This is a genomic window from Candidatus Polarisedimenticolia bacterium (assembly GCA_036004685.1).
Lineage (GTDB): Bacteria > Acidobacteriota > Polarisedimenticolia > Gp22-AA2 > AA152 > DASYRE01.
This window is the reverse complement of record DASYRE010000053.1, coordinates 43,901-61,274: the sequence shown is the minus strand read 5'-3', so window position 1 is coordinate 61,274 and position 17,374 is coordinate 43,901. Positions and strand designations below refer to the sequence as shown.

The window sequence follows — 17,374 nt, the reverse complement described above, 5'->3', positions numbered from 1 at the left end:
ACGGAAGATAACGTATATATATGATTTTTGGTGCACTCCCTCCAAATCGCATCAAAAACCTATATATACAAACTGAACAGTCTTCGTCACTACCTCCCAACAACAACCCGAAACGGGGGACCGAAAGGTCCCCCACCCCCCTTCGCAGCGCCCGGCTCGCCCCCCAATGCGCCTCGTTAAGCCTTGAGCGCACAAGACGTTGACAACAGGTGGAGGTCAACGTAAACTTCGAGGGCCCTTCAAATCCCGGAGAGAAGATGCTCAAGCAGATCATCGAGAAGCTGGAGAAGGAACTGCATAGTCTCGAGAAGGAGTACCGGCACGAGCTTCCCAAGGAGATCAAGAAGGCGCTCGCCATGGGCGATCTCCGCGAGAACGCCGAGTATCACGCCGCCCTGGAACGGCAAAGCTACGTCAAAGCCAAGATCGGCAACATCAAGAAGCGTCTTTCGGAAATCTCAATGATCAAGCTCGATACGCTTCCGAGGGACCGGGTGGGACTCGGATCCACGGTCGTGCTCTACGACGTCGGCGAGGCAAAGGAGATTCGCTACGAGCTGGTGTTCGCGGACGACGCGGACGGCGCCCGCGGCTTGATTTCCGCGACCTCGCCGATCGGCAAGGGCCTGGTGGGACACCGCGTCGGAGACGAGGTTTCCATCCAGGTCCCCAGCGGCCTGAAGCGTTTCGAGATCCTCTCTCTCCAGACGGTGCACGCCAAGACGGCAGGCGCTTCATCCTCCGATGAGGAGGAATGACGCCCCATGACCCGGCGGGAACTCCTGGATCTTGCGGCGCGCAGGGTCCTGATTCTCGATGGCGGCCTGGCGACGCTCCTCATTTCCTTGAAGGTTCCGGGGCCCGGCTTCTGCCCGGAGGTGTTCCTTCTCGAGGCCTTCGAGGAAGTGGCGGCGATTCACGCGCGCTACGCGCGCGCGGGAGCGGACATTCTCCTGACCAACACCTTTGGAGGGAACCGGGCGCGTCTCCAGGCCTCCGGCCTGGCGGGAATGCTCGAGGAGATCAATCGTCGCGGGGTCGAGGCGGCTCGGAAGGCCGCGGGAACGCGCAGCCTGGTGGCGGCCGACATGGGTCCCACCGGCCTTTATCACCAGGGCAAGAAGCGTCCGGCCTCGAAGAAGGTCGAGGCGATCTTCCATGAGCAGGCCTCGGCGTTGCTGGCCGCGAAGCCCGATCTCTTCCTGCTCGAGACGTTCGCCGATCCCCATGAGATGGAATTGGCCATTCGGGCCGTACGGAAGGAGAGCGACCTGCCGGTCGTGGCGATGATGACCTACGCGAACGGAGGGAAGACGGCGCTCGGCTTCTCCGCCACCGACTGCCGCGACTCGTCCCTCGACGCCGGAGCCGACATTCCCGGCGCCAATTGCTCGAGCGGCGCCGCCTCGGTTCTCGAGGCCCTCCGGGCGATGGCGGCGGGTTACGCCGGTCCTCTCGCCGCCGAGCCCAACGCGGGTCTGCCGCGCTGGAGACAGGAGATCCGGCGCTACGAGGAAGGGCCGGCCGTGATGGCGCGCTTCGCGCCCCGGTTCGTGCGGGCCGGCGCGCGCCTGATCGGAGGGTGTTGCGGGACCACGCCGGCCCATATCTCGTCGTTGCGCCGGGCGCTGCTGTGAGCCTGGCCCGGACGCGCCCCTCCAGCCGCCGGGTCAGCCCGCGGCTCGCCGCCCTCTTGGGCCTCCTGACGCTCGCGGCGGCGTGCGCCGCCGAAGTGGACGTGGAAAAGCTTTACACGCAGTCGAGCTCGGACGACTACGAGGAGCGCCTGGAGGCGACGGAGAGGCTGGATCAGCTCGTCCGGGAAAAAAAGACCGCGCCCTTCGCGCAGGGGCTGCGGAGCAAGAACGCCGAATTCCGGGTGCAGTCGATCCTGAAGCTGATGGCCATCGGGGACGAGGCGTCGAAGCAGGCGCTGGTCGGGGAGCTGGATCTGTCGCGCCGGTTCAACGTCTTCTACAATCCGATACGCCTCCTGCCCGTCTCGACGCCGGCCGACAGCCGGATCATGATCGCCCGAATCCTCCGCTTGAACGGCGGGCATCCTCGCGCGGCGCAGATCCTGTCGGACACCTACGGCAAGGAGCCGGATGCCGCCGCCCGCACCGCGACCCTCTACGCCCTCGGAGCGCTCGACGACCAGAAGACCGTTCCGACGCTCCTGAAGGCCCTGAAGGATCCCGACCTGGGAGTCGTGAAGGCGGCTCTGGAAGGACTGAACCAGCTCGGGACTCCGCGCGTCGCCGACACCCTCATTCAAGGCCTCTCCGACCCGAGCGAGCAAGTCCGCGCGAACAGCGCCTCGGTGCTCGGAGGTTTCTCGGAAAAAAGGACGACCGAGGCCTTGATCGAGACAGTGCGCCGGGATTCTTCCGAGAAGGTGCGTCTCCTCGCGCTGGGCTCCGTGCCTTTCGCCGGAGGATCGGAGACGTTTCAATTCATCCTCGGCGTTCTGCGAAGCCCCGCCTCCAGCCCCGAGATGAAGGCGAAGGCGGCCTGGGGCCTGCGCAGCCTCACCAACGAGGATTTCGGCCAGGACGCCGATCGCTGGGCCCGCTGGCACGCCGCCCACCGGGGAAAGACGGGAGCCCCGTGACGAAACCGCCGGAGCCCCTGGAATGAGCGTCGAGTTCCTCGAAAAGATCGCCAGGCTGCTGCGCGAGGGCAAGCGCGTCGCCGTCGCCACCGTCGTCGAGACGAGCGGCTCGACCCCCCGCAAGGCGGGGGCGCGCCTCGCGGTCGTCAGCGACGGGACCCTGATCGACTCGGTGGGGGGCGGCGCCCTGGAGGCGATGATCGTGGAGGACGCCCGCCGCTTCCTGGACGAAGGCGGAACGGGGGTGAAGGAGTATTCCCTTCGCGAGGGAGATCACGCCGGCTCGACCGGCATGGTGTGCGGCGGCCGCGCCCGGGTTCATTTTCAGGTCGAGGTTCCTCCAGAGCGCCTGATCATCTTCGGGGGAGGGCACGTGGGCGCGGCGCTCGCCCGATTGAGCACGGGTCTGGGATTCGACGTGACCGTGGTGGAGGACCGACCCCGATTTCTCGAGAACGTCGCCTTCGCGGGGCCGGTCCGTCGATGGCAGGCGGGCCCCGATTTCGCGGGGGATCTGCCGCCCATCGATCCCTCCACCTACGTCGCCGTCGTGACGCGCTGCCATCGAACCGACCTCGCGGCCCTGCGCCGCGTCGCGGGAAGCTCGCCGGCCTACCTGGGCCTGATCGGAAGCCGCCGCAAGATCGCCGTCGTGATGGATCGCCTGCGCGAAGAGGGAGTGCCCGAGGAGGCCCTGGGGAGGATCCGCGCCCCGATCGGCCTGCCGATCGGAGCCTGCACGCCCGAGGAGATCGCGGTGAGCATCGCCGGAGAGATGATTCGCGTCCGCCGCAACTTCGAGCCGGCGCGCCCTGGGCGGGAAGTGATCCCGATTTCCCGTCCCGCGGAGCGGCCTCGCCGCCGGGGCTGAGTCAGGGATTTCGACGAGGCCCGGAGCCGTTGCCCATCAAGCGAAGCCGCAAGAGGGTCGTCAGGATCTTGGTTCCGGCCCGCCAGCTCCCCCGGAAGGTCCCGGTGATTTTCGACGTCCCGACGCGCCGGCGATAGCTCACGGAGACCTCCGCCGTCTTCCAGCCCTCCAGCGCCGCCCGCGCCTGCATCTCCACCGTCCATCCGTAGTCCCGATCGGTCATCCCCAAGGCGACGAGGCGATCGAAGCGTGCCGCCCGAAACGGGCCCAAATCGGTGTACCGGGCGCCGAACAGGACGCGCAGCAGCAACGTGGCGAGACGATTGCCGAAGCGGGCTTGGGGCAGGAGGGCTCCCGGCTCGGCTTTTCCCAGAGTCCGTGAGCCGATCACCAGGTCGCATTCCGACTCCCGGAGCGCCGCCAGCAGGCGGGGCATCTCCTCGGGACGATCGCTGAAGTCGGCGTCCATGAACACGACGATGTCCGGGGGATCCCTCATCAGGTGGCTCAGCCCGGCGAGGCAGGCGGCTCCGTAACCGCGCCGCGGCTCCGGGACCACTCTCGCGCCGTGCTCGCGGGCCACGCGGGCCGTCCCGTCGGTCGAACCGTTGTCGACAACGACGACCTCGTCGACGATTCCGTCCGGGATGGCGCGCAAGACGAGGGGCAGGGCGGCCTCCTCGTTGTACGCGGGAATGAGGAGCGCGACGCGGGATGCGGCGGGCCGGGTCATCCGATCAGTGTAAGTGCCGATGCCCGGCTCCGCAAATCCGGTTTTGCCGGGCCGAGGCGGGATGCTAACATGCGCTCCCGCCGGCGACGGACGCCGCAAGACGGAGCTCCATGGAAGGGGTCGCGCTCTCCCCGCCTCGCGTTCTTCTGGCCCTGCTGGAGTCGATGCGACCCCGGCAGTGGATCAAGAACCTCATTCTCTTCGCCCCTCTCCTGTTCGCCAAGCAGGTGGGCGATCCGGTCCGGCTGATCCATTCGGTCGCGGCCTTCGCCCTCTTTTGCGCCATTTCGGGCGTCGTCTATCTTTTCAACGATCTGGTCGACCGCGAGAGGGACCGGCATCATCCGCTCAAGTCGTCGCGACCCCTCGCCTCCGGGCGGCTCGCGGTCTCCTTGGCGATTCCTTTCGCCGCCGTCGTGCTCACGGCGAGCCTGGCGGCGTCCTTCGCGCTCTCCCTTCCCTTCGGGGCGATCGCGCTCGCCTACCTGCTGACCAACGTCGCCTATTCGCTCTATTTCAAGCAGCTGGTGATCCTGGATGTCATGATCATCGGCCTGGGCTTCGTGCTCCGCGCGCTGGCCGGCGCGGTGGCGATCGACGTGGAGATCTCCCCCTGGCTGATCCTCTGCACGATTCTTCTTTCGCTTTTCCTGGCGTTCTGCAAGCGGCGGCAAGAGCTGGAGACTCTCCTCCGGGGGGCGGGAGATCACCGCGTTTCGCTCCAGGAGTATTCGGTGGCTTTCCTGGATCAGATGATCTCGATCGTCACCGCCGCCACGGTCGTCTGCTATTCGTTCTACACCATTTCGCCCGAGGTGGAGCAGAAACTGGGGACCCGTCACCTCTTCCTGACCATCCCGTTCGTGCTCTACGGGATCTTCCGCTACCTGTATCTGGTGCACCGGCGAGGGCAGGGAGGCAATCCGGCCACGTCGCTCCTCACGGATCATCCGCTGCTCCTATGCGTGGCCTTGTGGGCGGCCGTGGTGGGGCTGATTCTCTACCACTAATGAGGCGCGCCCCGGGCGTCGCCGGCGATTGCCAGGATCGGCCCGAAAGACTTAAGATGGCTGCGTCGGTGCGCGCCGAGCCGGGCGCGCCATTGTCAATCCCTGGGAGGTCTTCCGCGATGGCCCGTTCCCTCGTTGCGGTTCTCCGGACCGAGCCGGACCGCGTGCTTTCCGATTACCGGAAGCTGATGCATCTGGCGCGCTATCAGGAGGTCCTGGACCCGGCGGTCCCGCTCCTGGTGAAGCTCAATCTTTCCTGGACCAAATACTTCCCCTCCTGTTCGTCCCAGCCCTGGCAGCTGGAGGGGGTGCTTCAGACGCTTATCGACGACGGATTCCCGGCCTCGCGCGTCACTCCGGTCGAGAACAAGACGGTCGTGACCGAGCCGTGGAAGGGAGCGGCCAACAACCGCTGGCTTCCCGTCATCCGCAGGTTCGGCCTCGAATTCCAGCCGCTCACCGAAGTGGAGTGGACGGTCTACCGGTTCAAGTCGCCGCTGCTGCGGTTGAACCAGATCTTCCCCGAGGGGATTGAGATTCCGGCCATCTATCCGGGCCGGAGCATCCTGCACCTTCCGACCATGAAGACCCACGGGCACTCCACCACCACCGGCTCCATCAAGAACGCGTTCGGCGGGCTGCTCAAGGAAGTCCGCCATTACGCGCACAAGTACATCCACGAGGTCCTGGTCGATCTCGTGATGATGCAGAAGGAGCTCCATCCCGCGGTGTTCACGGTCATGGACGGGACGGTGGCCGGCGACGGCGCCGGCCCCCGGACGATGGAGCCGATCGTGAAGGACTACCTTCTGGCGGGAGCCGATTCGGTCGCCGTCGACGCGGTCGCGGCGCGGATGATGGGCTTCGACCCGATGGCGATCCCTTACCTGAGGATGTGCCACGACCGGGGCCTCGGCACGGCGAACCCCCGTGACATCGAAGTGGCCGGCGAGTCCGTGGAAGGGGTGAGCTTCGGTTTCCACGCGAAGCGGAGCCTGGTGATCTGGGGCGATCAGATGCTGCGCCTCGGACCGCTGCGGTTCCTGGAGAAGATCGCGCTGCACTCGCCCCTGGTGGTCTGGGCCCCTTTCGCCTCGAACTTCTACCACGACTTGCTGTGGTACCCGACGATCGGACGCGCCAAGATCGCGCGCTTCACGCGCACGAAGTGGGGGAGGTTCCTCGATCAAAGATACGGGGGAGGGTCGCCGCGCGGGGCGGGCGAGCCGGCGGCGCTGCAGCCTTCCTCGCCTCCTCCGGTCCGCTGAAACTCGGTCGAAAGCCTTGCCGGGAGACCGGTGAAACGCACCTCGCTGGCCGCCGGGATCGTCCTGGCTCTCGCCATCCTGGCGGTTTCGTGGGGCGCGATCCTGGTCCGCTTCTGCGGTTCCGCCCCGCTGGTCGTCGCCTTCTATCGCCTGGCGCTCGCCACGGCGCTTCTCGTCCCCCTGGCTCTCGTTCCGGCGGTCGCGGCGCCGGCGCTCCCTTCCGCCGCTTCGGCCCGACTCGTCTTCCTGGCCGGGCTCTTCCTCGCCCTCCATTTCGGCGCCTGGATCAGCTCGCTGTCGTACACGACTGTCGCCAGCTCCGTGGTGCTGGTCGCCTCGCAACCTCTCTTCTCGGCCCTCTTCTCGGGCCGGATCCTGGGAGAGGAAGCGCCGGCGCGCCTCTATCTGGGAGCGGTGCTGGCCCTGGCCGGGACGGCGATCATCATGGGCGGAGACTCGGTCCGCTCCGGGGGCCACTTGAAGGGAGATCTTCTGGCGCTCGCGGGCGCCGCCGCCGGGTCCGGCTATTTCATCCTCGGGCGGCGGCTTCGCCGTGAGATGCCGTTCTTCCGCTACCTCTTGTTCGTCGACGGAACCGCGGCGCTCCTTCTCGGACTCGCCGCCCTGGCGTCCGGCGAGTCTCTCGCCGTCCCGCGAGGCGACCTACCGTGGCTTTTCTTGATGGCCGCCGGCCCGACGCTCGTGGGCCACGGCTCCTTCATCTGGGCGGTACGCCGGATGAAGGTCTTCTACGCGAACCTGGCCGCTTTCGGGGAGCCGATCCTGGCAAGCGTCTACGCCTTCTTTCTGCTGGGCGAGCCGCTCCGGCCGACGTGGTGCGTGGGAGGGGCGCTCGTGCTGGGCGGGATCTTTCTCGCCCTGCCGGGTCGGGCGCGGGCGCCGCTCGAGTCCCCGGCCGGACCGGAGGCCAGCCCGCCCGGGGGACGGCGCGCATGAGCCTGGATCTCGGCGCCCCCGTCGGTGCGCTTCGGGGGATCGGGCCGGTCCGCGCGAAAAAGCTGGCGGAGGAGGGGATTCGCACCGTCGAGGACTTCCTTCTCTTTCTCCCTTTCCGCTACGAGGATCGCAGCCGCTTCGTTCCCGTCGCCAACCTCGTTCCGGGAGATCGGGTCGCGGTGACCGGGAGAATCACCGGCGCGGCGCTCCTGCGCACGCGGGTCCGGGGGTTCACCCTGTTCCGGATCCGGCTGGCGGACGATTCGGGGGCCCTCGCCTGCGTCTGGTACAACCAGCCTTACTTGAGGAACGTCTTGAAGGAGGGGCGCGAGGCGGTCCTGTACGGCGAAGTGAGCCCTCCGGGCAAGGGGCAGACGGGGCCCCGGCTCCAGAATCCGCAGTTCGAGATCGTGGCGGAGGATGCCGAGAGGATCCACACCGGGCGCATCGTCCCGGTTTATCGAAGCCTGGCCGGTCTTTCCACGCGGCGGATCCGGGGGATGCTCCACGAGGCGTTGAAGAGACTGCCGGCCGATCCTCCCGACCCGCTGCCGCCCGGAACGATCTCCCGCCTGCTCCTGATGCCCCGCGCCACCGCCCTCCGCGAGGTCCATTTCCCGCCGCGCGATGCGCCGGTCGAGAGCCTCCGCGAGGGACGGAGCGCCGCGCATCGCCGGCTGGCGCTCGAGGAGCTCTTCACGCTTCAAGAGCGCTTGATCCGAGCGCGCCGCGCCAGGAGATCGTCGGCCGGCCTCCCGCTCCGAGTCACGCCCGGAACTCGCGCCCTGCTCGCCTCGATTCCGCCCTTCAAGCTGACTTCCGCCCAGAGCCGCGTCCTGGAGGAGATTCTGCGCGATCTCTCCCGGGCGTCACCGATGAGCCGCATCCTCCTGGGAGATGTCGGATCGGGAAAGACGGTCGTGGCGCTGCTCGCGGCGCTCGTGGCGTTGGAAAACGGCTTCCATGCGGCGCTGATGGCGCCGACGGAAATCCTCGCCCAGCAGCATCACCAGTCCGCGACGCGGCTACTGGCTCCCACGCGGCACCGGCCGTTGCTGCTCACCGCCGGCAGCTCCGCCGCCTCCCGTGATGAAACCCGCCGCCGGCTGCGGTCGGAGGAGGCGCGCCTGGTGATTGGCACCCAGGCGTTGATTCAGGAGAAGATCGAGTTCCAGAACCTGGGGCTGGTCCTGGTGGACGAGCAGCACCGCTTCGGGGTCCAACAGCGCGCGCTCCTGGCGGAAAAGGGAGTCCATCCCCATCTCCTCCTGATGACCGCCACCCCGATTCCGCGGTCCTTGGCCCTGGTGCTCTACGGCGACATGGAAGTCTCCCTCCTGGACGAGCGGCCTCCGGGACGGGCCAAGGTCCGGACGATCGTGCGCGCGCCATCGGATCGAGACAAGATCTACGCGTTCATCCGCCGCGAGGCGTCGCAGGGCCGCCGCTCAGTGATCGTCTACCCTCTGGTCGAAAACTCGGTCCGCCGGAACGTGCGGTCGGTCCGCGGGGACGCGGCCTCCCTGGCCGGCGGCCCCTTGTCGGGCGTGGCGGTGGGAGGGCTGCATGGAAAGATGAGCGCCGAGGAGAAGAGTCGCGTGATGGCCGCGTTCGCCTCCGGAGAGATTTCCGTGCTGGTGGCGACGACGGTGGTGGAAGTCGGCATCGACGTCCCCGAAGCGAGCGTCATGATCGTCGAGAACGCCGATCGATTCGGGCTTTCGCAACTTCACCAATTGCGCGGCAGGGTGGGCCGCGGAGGGTCGGCCTCGTGGTGCATTCTCCTGCGGGGGGAAAACATCACTCCGGAGGCGGAGGCTCGCCTGGCGGTTCTTTGCGCGACCTCCGACGGCTTCGAGATCGCGCGGCGCGATCTCGAGCTGCGGGGACCGGGAGAGCTCCAGGGTCTACGGCAAGCGGGCGATCCCGGGTTGAGAGTCGCGCGGCTCGGGCGAGACCAGGACCTTCTGGAGATCGCGCGGCGCGAAGCGGAGGAACGGATCGAGTCGAGCGCGCGGGAGAGAGTCGCGGATCGCGAGAGAAGCGCGCCGCGCGCTCCGATTTCGGCGCGGCGCCGCAGCCCCTCCCCGACCACTTAGAAACTCGCCATGCCGGTGAACTTCTGAAAATTGTCGTTCCTCCTGCCTTCATCTTGCCTCTTTTGGTTCGACCTGTATCTCATGAGCCGATTTGGCCATTACTAAAAATTGTCAATTGTAAGAGCGAGTTACAGGCGTTGTGTGTCGAAACAACGACAAGGAAGTGACGATAATGAAAGCGGTTTTTTGCTTGACAAGAAAGCAGTTAAGTCGTACCGTTCCCAACGTCGGATGGTCAATTTGCAGGAAATCGATGCCTTTCCGGACGGAACGTGGGCACGATGCTCCTGTCCGGAATTTTGAACTCTGGCCCGTCAGAGCTTTACGAAAGAAAGGGGAAGTGGGACGGTTCCGCAGATGAACCGCACTTTCGGACCCTATCAGAATGATCGAAATCGAGTCGAAGCAGCTTTACCGGCCCGGTCCGAGGTTGGGTTGCCATCATGACCATCCAATCAACGACGCTTCCCGCGGGCCGTTAATCCACAAAGCGTAATCCTCCCCTGCCTGGCGCGGTCATCCGGGAAAGGGGAGAGCTGTATTCGGCGGAAGTTGTTCACTTTATACCGAAAGCGATGGGGTGAGATGGACGAAAACGTAATGCACCGTGCTTCGCAAGGCCACGATCTCGATGCGGCCCGGCTGGCGCCGGCCAAACCTCGGGCGGCCCTCGTCTCCGGCAGACAAGCGGATCTATCGATGCGGAGGGCCGGCGGCGCCTCGGGACCCGGCGCTCGGATGAAGCGCCGATCGGCGGCCCTTCTCCTGGCGATCCTGGTTACGGCCCTGGCGGCCTTCGCCCTCGGGGCGGAGGCCACCGCCGATCCGCGCCCGGGCGACACCGAGCCGGACTCCGCCTTAAGCGGCGATTACCGCATCGGCGTGGGGGATCTGCTCAACATCCAGGTCTGGAAGGAGGCCGACTTGACCCGGTCGGTCCCGGTCAGGCCCGACGGGAAGATCTCCTTCCCGCTTCTCGACGACATCCAGGCGGCCGGTTTGAGCCCCCTCGAGCTGAAAGTCGTGCTCACCGGAAAGCTCAAGCAGTTCCTAAGTGAGCCGAGAGTGACGGTCCTGGTGGAGGAAGTGAACAGCTACAAAGTCTACGTCATGGGAGAGGTGCTGACCCAGGGGGCGCTGACCCTCAAGAACAAGACGACCCTTCTCCAGGCGATCTCCCTGGCCGGGGGCTTCACCCAGTACGCGAAGCGCAACGAAATCACGGTGCTGCGGAGGACCGTGAAGCGGGACGAGCGGATCATCGTGAGTTACGATCGCATCCTCTCCGGCAAGAACCCCGAACAAAACCTCACGCTCGAACCGGGCGACACGGTGGTGGTGCCTTGAGCGTCTCGCGGATGTTGCGCCTCCTGTCCCGCGGCCTGACGGCGGCGGCGATCCTGGGTCTCGGCATGGCGGCCGGAAGCGCGCGGGCGCAGACCCAAGCGGCCCCGCCGGCGGGATCGGTTCCGGTGTCGCCGAATGAATCGGACCTTACGGTTTCGGCGGGGGAGAGGTACAGCTCGAACCCCCGGTTCCAGCCCGACGGCGAGAGCGCCGAAGCCGACACCATCACCGATCTGCGCCTCGATCTGTCGATGCGGCGCCACAGCGCGCGCTCGCTCTGGTCGTTTCGCTACAACCCTTCGTACACGAAGTACCACGACAACGATCAGCTCGACACCTCGAACCACGCGCTCGATTTCAAGGGCGCCTACGACGCCTCGAGGAGGTGGAAGATCCTGCTGGGGGAGCGCTTCGCCTACCGGCGCGACGCCCTGTACTCCAGCGGCTCCGGTGATGCGGCCGACGTGACCGTGCTCAGCCAGAGCAAGCGCTGGCGGAGCTTCACCGATGTCGCGGCCGACGCGGAGCTGTCACGGTCCCTCGTCCTCCAGACCGGTCTCAACGCGCGGGTGGATCGATTTCAGGACGAGACGCTCGTCGACAGCGAAACCTATTCGGGGCGCCTGGGCCTGCGCAAGCAGCTGAACCGCGATCAGAGCATCTCGGCCACTTATCTTCACTCGCGGTTCGTCCTGGGGGGCGCGGAAACCCCGGACGTCGACTCGAACGGACTGGAGGCGCTCTGGTCGGTCGCGACGCCGCGTCTGACGGAGTTCCAGCTCGGAGCCGGAGCTTCGCAGGTGAGCCGTTCGGGAGAAAAACAGACGAGATTCACCGGCCAAACGTCGTTTCATCGTCCGTTTCGTCACACCGATCTGGTCGCCGGATACCGGCGGAGCCTGAGCGCCGACACCGGCACCGAGGCGGTGAGCCTGTCCCAAAACGCCTATCTGGGGTTCTCGGCGAGGGTTGGGAAGCTCACGCGGCTGGGGATCTACGGCGACGGAGGAACTCGCGAGGCGGCGCTGTCAGAAGACGCGGGGCTCGACTTGAGCTTCGCGGGCGTAGCGCTCCGCGCGGAGCTGGGGCTGAATCCGCGATTCAGCCTCTCCGGCGAGGCGAGCCGCCGCCGGCAGACCGACCACATCACGGATCAGGACACGAGCGTGACCGGATACTTCCTGGGGCTGGTTTACAAGGTCTTCTGAGGGCGGGACGGACCATTTTTCGGGGTGTGAGGCGATGGGGAGAAAAGAGGAAATCCTGACGAGTGCCGAGGCAAGACGCTATCTCAAGATCGGCCGGACGAAGCTCTGGCAGCTCACGAAAGAGCAGCTGATTCCGAGCTACCGGCTGGGGAGCTCTCCGAACGCTTCCCTGCGCTACAAGCGCTCGGAGCTGCTCCGCTGGCTGGAGAAGAACCGTCTCACGGCGAGCAACGGCGTCAACGACAGCGGCGGAGCGTGAGGGAACGGACCCTCCGTTCCAGGAAGCCGCTGGGAGCCTAGAGCATGAGTATCGAACCGATCACGGCCGACGCATCGGCCGTCGCGGGATCCGAACCGGGAATCCCCGCGCCGGAGATCCACCGGCCCGGCGTCCCGGGGGCGACGTCGGAAGCTCCCGAGATCATCCCGCAGCGCGAGGGCACCAGCCCGCTTTGGCGAAGCCTGCTCTCTCCCTGGCAAGGCCAGCGCGCGCTGGCGCTGAACCCGGAATCGGTCGAGCTTTTCGAGTCGCTCGCGCAGAACGGAGTCCGGGTCGAGTGGGATCCGCCGGTCCCCGGCGCGGCGCACCGCGAATCCTTCGACCTGATTCTCGAGGACTGGAGCCGGAGACGGAATCCGTGGCGTCGAGCGAAGGTCGGCGCCCTCCTGGCCCCCGGAGGCCGATGGGTGATCGTGATGCAGGGCCGCCCCTGGGTGGGATGGTCGGCGCGCGCCGCTTTATGGCGCGCCCGGCGCGAGAATTTCGAGAGAATCGACACCTACTACGCCCATCCCTCGCTCCAGGCCCCCCAGATTCTGGTGCCGCTGGACCGGCCCGAGCCCTTTCGGTATTTCCTCGGGCTGACCTTGGACGTCCGGACGCTAAGGCATCGGATCCTCGTCCTCGGACTCCAGACGCTCTGGGCCCTCGGGATTCATCGCGAGTCGCTTCCGAACCTCATCGTCGTCGCCAGGAGAGGGAAATGATCGAGGCCTTGTCGGAAGCCTATCGAGGAATCGCCGCCGACGGGTTGGCCGAGCCGGAGGAAATCTCGGTCATGCTGGTACATCGTCCCCATGGCGACAAGAACTACGCGGACCAGTCCGTCTATTTCTTCTTCCTTCCTCGGGACAAGTTCCCGTCGGCGGTGGGCAAGGTGGGATTCGATCCGGCGGGAGCTCACTACCTCGAGCGCGAGTATCGGGGCCTCCAGTCGGTCAGCGCCCTGAACGGCCGCGTGCCCGACGGGACGTTTCCGCGTCCCCTCCTCTTCCGCGAGGTGGCCGGGCGCCGCTTCCTGCTTCAATCGGCGCTGCGGGGGGAGAAGATCGCCTCCTGGATCCTCCCCGGCTCGCGCCTGAATCCGCGACTGTCGCGCGTCCTTTCCTGGTCGTCCGATTGGAGCGCCGCGCTGGGAAGGGCCACTTTGGGAGAGGCTTCGGCTCTCGTCCCGGTCTGGACGGAGGAGTTCAGCAGCAAGCTGGATCGCACCGGCAGGTCCCGGGCACTGCTGGAGACCGCCGCCCGGACCGTCTGGGACGGCTTCGGCAAGCGATTTCCTTCGGTGCTGGCCCACGGCGATTTCTGCGGTGAGAACATCCTCGAGCACTCCGACGGTTACGGCGTCATCGACTGGGAGCTCTGCGACGAGATCTCGGTCCCCACGTACGACCTGCTGGACCTTTGCCTGTGGGTCATCTTCCGGACCGAGGGAAAGGGAGAAGTCGATCCCTTCGGTGCGCTCGAGCGGCTTCTCAACGGCGACGACCCGCTGGCCCGGGAGCTCCGCATGGCTTTGGGACAGTACTTCCGCCGGATGGGATTCCCGCGCCAGCTGCTTCCCCCCCTGCTCACCCTGTCGTGGGCCGGATACTGCCTGAAGAAGTTCCGCTACCTCGAGCGGGACGAGACGGGGAGTTTCGCGCGGGCCCGCGCCGGCGTGAGAAAGATCCTCGAGACGCCCGCGGAAGTCCTCGCGGGAGAATGGACGGCACGATGAGCCTCGGCCGCGTCGCGCGCAACATCGGCTCCGGATATGCCGGAGCGGCCGTCAACGGGGCGGTCCTGCTCCTGTTGACGCCTCTGGTGATCCGGCATCTCGGGGCGGGCGACTACGGAATCTGGGTTTTGACCTCGGCGATCGGGAGCTACCTCGGGTTCCTGAACGCCGGCAGCGGCGCGGCCGGAGTCCGGTCCGTGGCCTCACGGGCCGGAACGGGACGGCTCGCCGAGGCCAGCCGCGAGGTGGGGACGATCTTCCGGATCTACTTCTGCGTCGGCCTCCTCGCCTGCGCCGCTCTGCTGCTTCTCAGCTTCACCGCGTTGGACCGCTTCCGGGTTCCCGCGGCGCGCCAGGGCGAGGCGCGGGTGCTGCTCGTCATGATTGCCGTCAACTTCCTGATCTCGTTCCCCTTCGGCGTGACGCGCAGCGTCATGGCCGGACTCCAACGCTTCCAGCTCCTGAATGGAATCGAGGTCGCCGCCGCGCTCTTCCGTCTCGTCGCGACCGCCGCCCTGCTGGGCGCGGGGTTCGGCCTGGTGGCGCTCGGGGCCGTCCAGCTCGCCTCCTCCCTCCTCGGACATGCCGCGCGGGCGGCCGCTCTGCGGAAGATCGCGCCGGGAATCCACCTCATGGGAGGGCCGGAATGGAGCGGCCTGGCGCCGGGAGTGTCGATCTTCTCCGTCCTCTCGTTCGGTTACGAGAGTCTCCGGACGCTGTTCGACAACGCCGATCTCCTGTTCCTCGGCCTCCTGGCCGGCCCGGCCGCGGTGGCGGCGTTCGGAGTCGGCTTGACGCTCGCCTCTTTCGTCTCGAAGGGACTCCAGCCGGTTTCCGGCGTCCTGTTCCCCCTCGCCTCCAGGATGGAGGCCCAGGGGAGGCGCGAGGATTCGGCCCGCCTCCTGGAGGTCGGCACGCGGCTGAACCTGGCGCTGGGGTTGCCCCTGGTGACGCTGTTGCTGATCGACGGGAGCTCCCTGCTGCGACTGTGGGTCGGCGAGGGATTCCAGGACAGCGTCCCGGTGCTCGCCGTCCTGGCGATCGCCTATCTCGGGTCGGCCGCTTCGCTTGCGGCGACGACGCTGCTGTTCGGGTCGGGCCTCGTGAAATGGCTGATCCAGGCGGAAGCCTTCCGCTACGTCCTCAATCTGGGCCTGTTGCTGGTGCTTACGCCGGCGTTCGGCCTCGTGGGCGCCGCCGCGGCGACGCTCGTGGCGATCCTGACGGTCGACCTCTGGCTCGTGATCCGCCGCGCTTGCCCCTACGTCGGACTGGCGCCGCGCACGTTTCTCCTGCGCTCGGTGGCCTGGCCGCTGCTTTCGGGAATGCCCGTGGTGCTGCTCATGGCCGCCTGGCGGAGACTGCTTCCGGACCCGTCGCTGCCGCTCCTCCTGCTGCGCGGCGCGGCCTGTCTGGCGGGGTTCGCGCTCGTCTACGCGCTCAGCGGCACTTTCCGTGAGGAGCGGCGCCTGGCGGGCAAGGTCTGGGCGGAGGTCTTCCGATGAAGTTCCGGGCTATTCCGCCGCGCCGGCACCCCGATCGTCCGATCTCGGGACGCGTCCGGCTCTCCGAGTGGTGGTTTCCGCTGGCGCTCTCGGCGCTGCTGCTCGCCCTCGTGTGGATTCCCTTCTCCGACGCGTTTCGCCGCTCGAACGATTCCGAGAGGTTCATGGGCTTGATCGGCTCCACCGCCATCGACGACAACAACGTCTATCTCGGGCTGATGCGGCAGGCGGCGGAAGGCCGGACTCTCTTTACCAACAACTTCACCCCCGAGCCGAACCGTCCCATCCTGTTCAACGTCCTCTACCTGGGACTCGGGGGGATCTCCCGGATCACCGGATGGAGCCTCGATTTCACGCACCGTGGGTTCATGGCGGTGTCGATCGTGCTCCTGGTCCTGTCGATCTACTCCTTCATCGCCGCCGGTGTCCGGCGCCCGCGCTACCGGCGCTTCGCGCTGGTGCTCGCCTGTCTCGGCGGCGGATTGCTGTGGCTGTCGAGGCTGCTCCTGCGCTTCGGCGGGATCGATCTCCGGCCCATCACCTCCTGGCTCGTCGAGGTGAACCTCTTCCACGCCATGCTGGTGTACCCGCACTTCGTGTTCGCGGCGGCGCTGCTGACGGCCTCGCTGGCGCTGCAGCTCAAGTCGGAGCGCGTCCGGAGCTTCGGTCCGGCGATTGCGGGCGGCGCGTGCCTCGCCATCCTGGCGTTCAGCCACGCGTTCGAGGCCGTGGCGGCGATCCCGATCGCGGTCGCCTACCTGCTCCTGGAATGGCTCGGGAGGGGAGCATCACCCTCGATGAACCGGTGGAAGTGCGCGGCGCTCGTGGCCGGCATCCCTCTGCCTTTCATGGCGCTGAACTACTGGATTCTGTCGCGCGAGCCGATGTGGGGCGACGTCGTGCGCCGCCTCACTTTCTACACTCCGGATCCGTTCCGCCTGATCATGAGCCTCGGGGTGACCTTCTTCATCACGGTCCTGACCTTCGAGGGCTTCCTGCGCGTCGATCGCCCGTCGGGGGAGCGGATGGCGAAAGGCTGGCTCCTGGTGGTCCTGTTCCTGGCGTATGTCCCCTCCATCAACTGGCGGTGGCACCTCCTGAACGGAATCCAGATTCCGCTCTCGGTCCTCGCGACTCAGGGACTGCGCCGCACTCTCTTCCTCCGACTCCAGATCAAGCGGAGAGGCTGGAGACGATCGGCCGGCAAGCTCCGTGCGCTCCTCTTGCGTCCGCAGCTGGCGGCGGCGATGTCGTTGATCGCGGTCCTTGCCTGCCTGAGCGCCTTGAATCTCTTTCTCTCCTATCGCGAGGAAGCGAAGCGGATCGCCTCGCCCGTCTACCTCCCCGGCTCCGAGGTGGACGCGATGGCCTGGATGAGCCGCCAGGTGCCGCGGGATTCCGTGATCTTCGCCGCCTACGTCACCGGGAACTACGTTCCGAGACTCTCGGGGCAAAGGGTCTTTTTGGGCGAAGACAAGCTGACCGCGGGATATGAGGATCGGATCGCCCAGGTGCACAGCTTTTACGCGACGTCGCAGAGCGACGAGGCGCGCCTCGAGCTCCTGCGGCGTTTCGACGTCCGGTACGTTTTCTACGGGCCGGAGGAGAAGAAGCTCGGCCCCTACGATCCGGAAGGCGCCCCGTTCCTGCAGCGCGTCTACGCCCAGGACGGAGTGAAGATCTTCAGGGTCGCGGGCCCCGGCGGCGAGCCCGGGCACGCGCTCGCCCGGCAGAATCCGTCGCGGGGGAAGCCGTGAGCGCG

At 66.8% G+C, this 17,374-nt stretch carries 16 protein-coding genes; 15 read left to right on the top strand and 1 reads right to left on the bottom strand.

Translation table 11 applies throughout. The features are described 5' to 3' along the window. The first annotated feature begins 257 nt into the window (after positions 1-257). The 4 genes from greA to VGR67_14745 are packed head-to-tail and all read left to right on the top strand — an operon-like array spanning position 258 to position 3,485. Positions 258-758 carry a transcription elongation factor GreA gene (greA, locus tag VGR67_14760; protein ID HEV8337672.1) on the top strand — a complete coding sequence of 167 codons (501 nt, stop codon included), beginning with the start codon at positions 258-260 and terminating at the stop codon, positions 756-758. Between the two features lie 6 nt (positions 759-764). Further along, positions 765-1,637, top strand: a complete 873-nt coding sequence (locus VGR67_14755; GenBank protein HEV8337671.1) for a homocysteine S-methyltransferase family protein — start codon at positions 765-767, stop codon at positions 1,635-1,637. Next, positions 1,634-2,614, top strand: a complete 981-nt coding sequence (locus VGR67_14750) for a HEAT repeat domain-containing protein (GenBank protein ID HEV8337670.1) — start codon at positions 1,634-1,636, stop codon at positions 2,612-2,614. The genes VGR67_14755 and VGR67_14750 overlap by 4 nt, the downstream gene beginning before the upstream one ends. Positions 2,615-2,636: 22 nt before the next feature. Next, complete coding sequence (locus VGR67_14745; protein ID HEV8337669.1) at positions 2,637-3,485, top strand: XdhC/CoxI family protein; 849 nt, start codon at positions 2,637-2,639, stop codon at positions 3,483-3,485. 1 nt (position 3,486) lies between these two features. Here VGR67_14745 and VGR67_14740 read toward each other — a convergent pair whose 3' ends face one another. Beyond that, positions 3,487-4,218: a glycosyltransferase family 2 protein gene (locus tag VGR67_14740; protein ID HEV8337668.1), complete on the bottom strand. Its 732-nt coding sequence runs from the start codon at positions 4,216-4,218 to the stop codon at positions 3,487-3,489. Positions 4,219-4,328: 110 nt separating this feature from the next. On the opposite strand from VGR67_14740, the gene VGR67_14735 reads away from it, so the two are divergent. From VGR67_14735 to VGR67_14685, 11 genes are all read left to right on the top strand, one after another. After that, the gene (locus VGR67_14735; GenBank protein ID HEV8337667.1) at positions 4,329-5,228 is read left to right on the top strand and encodes a decaprenyl-phosphate phosphoribosyltransferase; all 900 of its coding nucleotides are present in this window, start codon (positions 4,329-4,331) and stop codon (positions 5,226-5,228) included. A gap of 119 nt (positions 5,229-5,347) precedes the next feature. Continuing rightward, complete coding sequence (locus tag VGR67_14730) at positions 5,348-6,496, top strand: DUF362 domain-containing protein (protein ID HEV8337666.1); 1,149 nt, start codon at positions 5,348-5,350, stop codon at positions 6,494-6,496. 30 nt (positions 6,497-6,526) lie between these two features. Further along, a complete protein-coding gene (locus tag VGR67_14725) occupies positions 6,527-7,453 on the top strand; it encodes a DMT family transporter (protein HEV8337665.1) in 927 nt (308 codons plus the stop codon). Then, positions 7,450-9,552: an ATP-dependent DNA helicase RecG gene (recG, locus tag VGR67_14720; protein ID HEV8337664.1), complete on the top strand. Its 2,103-nt coding sequence runs from the start codon at positions 7,450-7,452 to the stop codon at positions 9,550-9,552. The genes VGR67_14725 and recG overlap by 4 nt, the downstream gene beginning before the upstream one ends. A 738-nt stretch (positions 9,553-10,290) precedes the next feature. Continuing rightward, on the top strand, positions 10,291-10,899 hold the full coding sequence (locus tag VGR67_14715; protein HEV8337663.1) for a polysaccharide biosynthesis/export family protein: 609 nt from the start codon (positions 10,291-10,293) through the stop codon (positions 10,897-10,899). Continuing rightward, entirely contained in the window at positions 10,896-12,107 is a 1,212-nt protein-coding gene (locus VGR67_14710) for a hypothetical protein (protein ID HEV8337662.1), read from the top strand. Before VGR67_14715 ends, VGR67_14710 begins: the two co-directional genes overlap by 4 nt. A gap of 34 nt (positions 12,108-12,141) precedes the next feature. Beyond that, positions 12,142-12,366, top strand: coding sequence for a helix-turn-helix domain-containing protein (locus VGR67_14705; GenBank protein ID HEV8337661.1), 225 nt, complete (start codon positions 12,142-12,144; stop codon positions 12,364-12,366). A 44-nt stretch (positions 12,367-12,410) separates the two neighbouring features. Then, a complete protein-coding gene (locus tag VGR67_14700) occupies positions 12,411-13,094 on the top strand; it encodes a hypothetical protein (GenBank protein ID HEV8337660.1) in 684 nt (227 codons plus the stop codon). Next, positions 13,091-14,107: a phosphotransferase gene (locus tag VGR67_14695; protein HEV8337659.1), complete on the top strand. Its 1,017-nt coding sequence runs from the start codon at positions 13,091-13,093 to the stop codon at positions 14,105-14,107. Before VGR67_14700 ends, VGR67_14695 begins: the two co-directional genes overlap by 4 nt. Beyond that, complete coding sequence (locus VGR67_14690; protein HEV8337658.1) at positions 14,104-15,612, top strand: oligosaccharide flippase family protein; 1,509 nt, start codon at positions 14,104-14,106, stop codon at positions 15,610-15,612. The genes VGR67_14695 and VGR67_14690 overlap by 4 nt, the downstream gene beginning before the upstream one ends. Next, complete coding sequence (locus VGR67_14685) at positions 15,609-17,369, top strand: hypothetical protein (GenBank protein ID HEV8337657.1); 1,761 nt, start codon at positions 15,609-15,611, stop codon at positions 17,367-17,369. The genes VGR67_14690 and VGR67_14685 overlap by 4 nt, the downstream gene beginning before the upstream one ends. Positions 17,370-17,374: the final 5 nt, after the last annotated feature.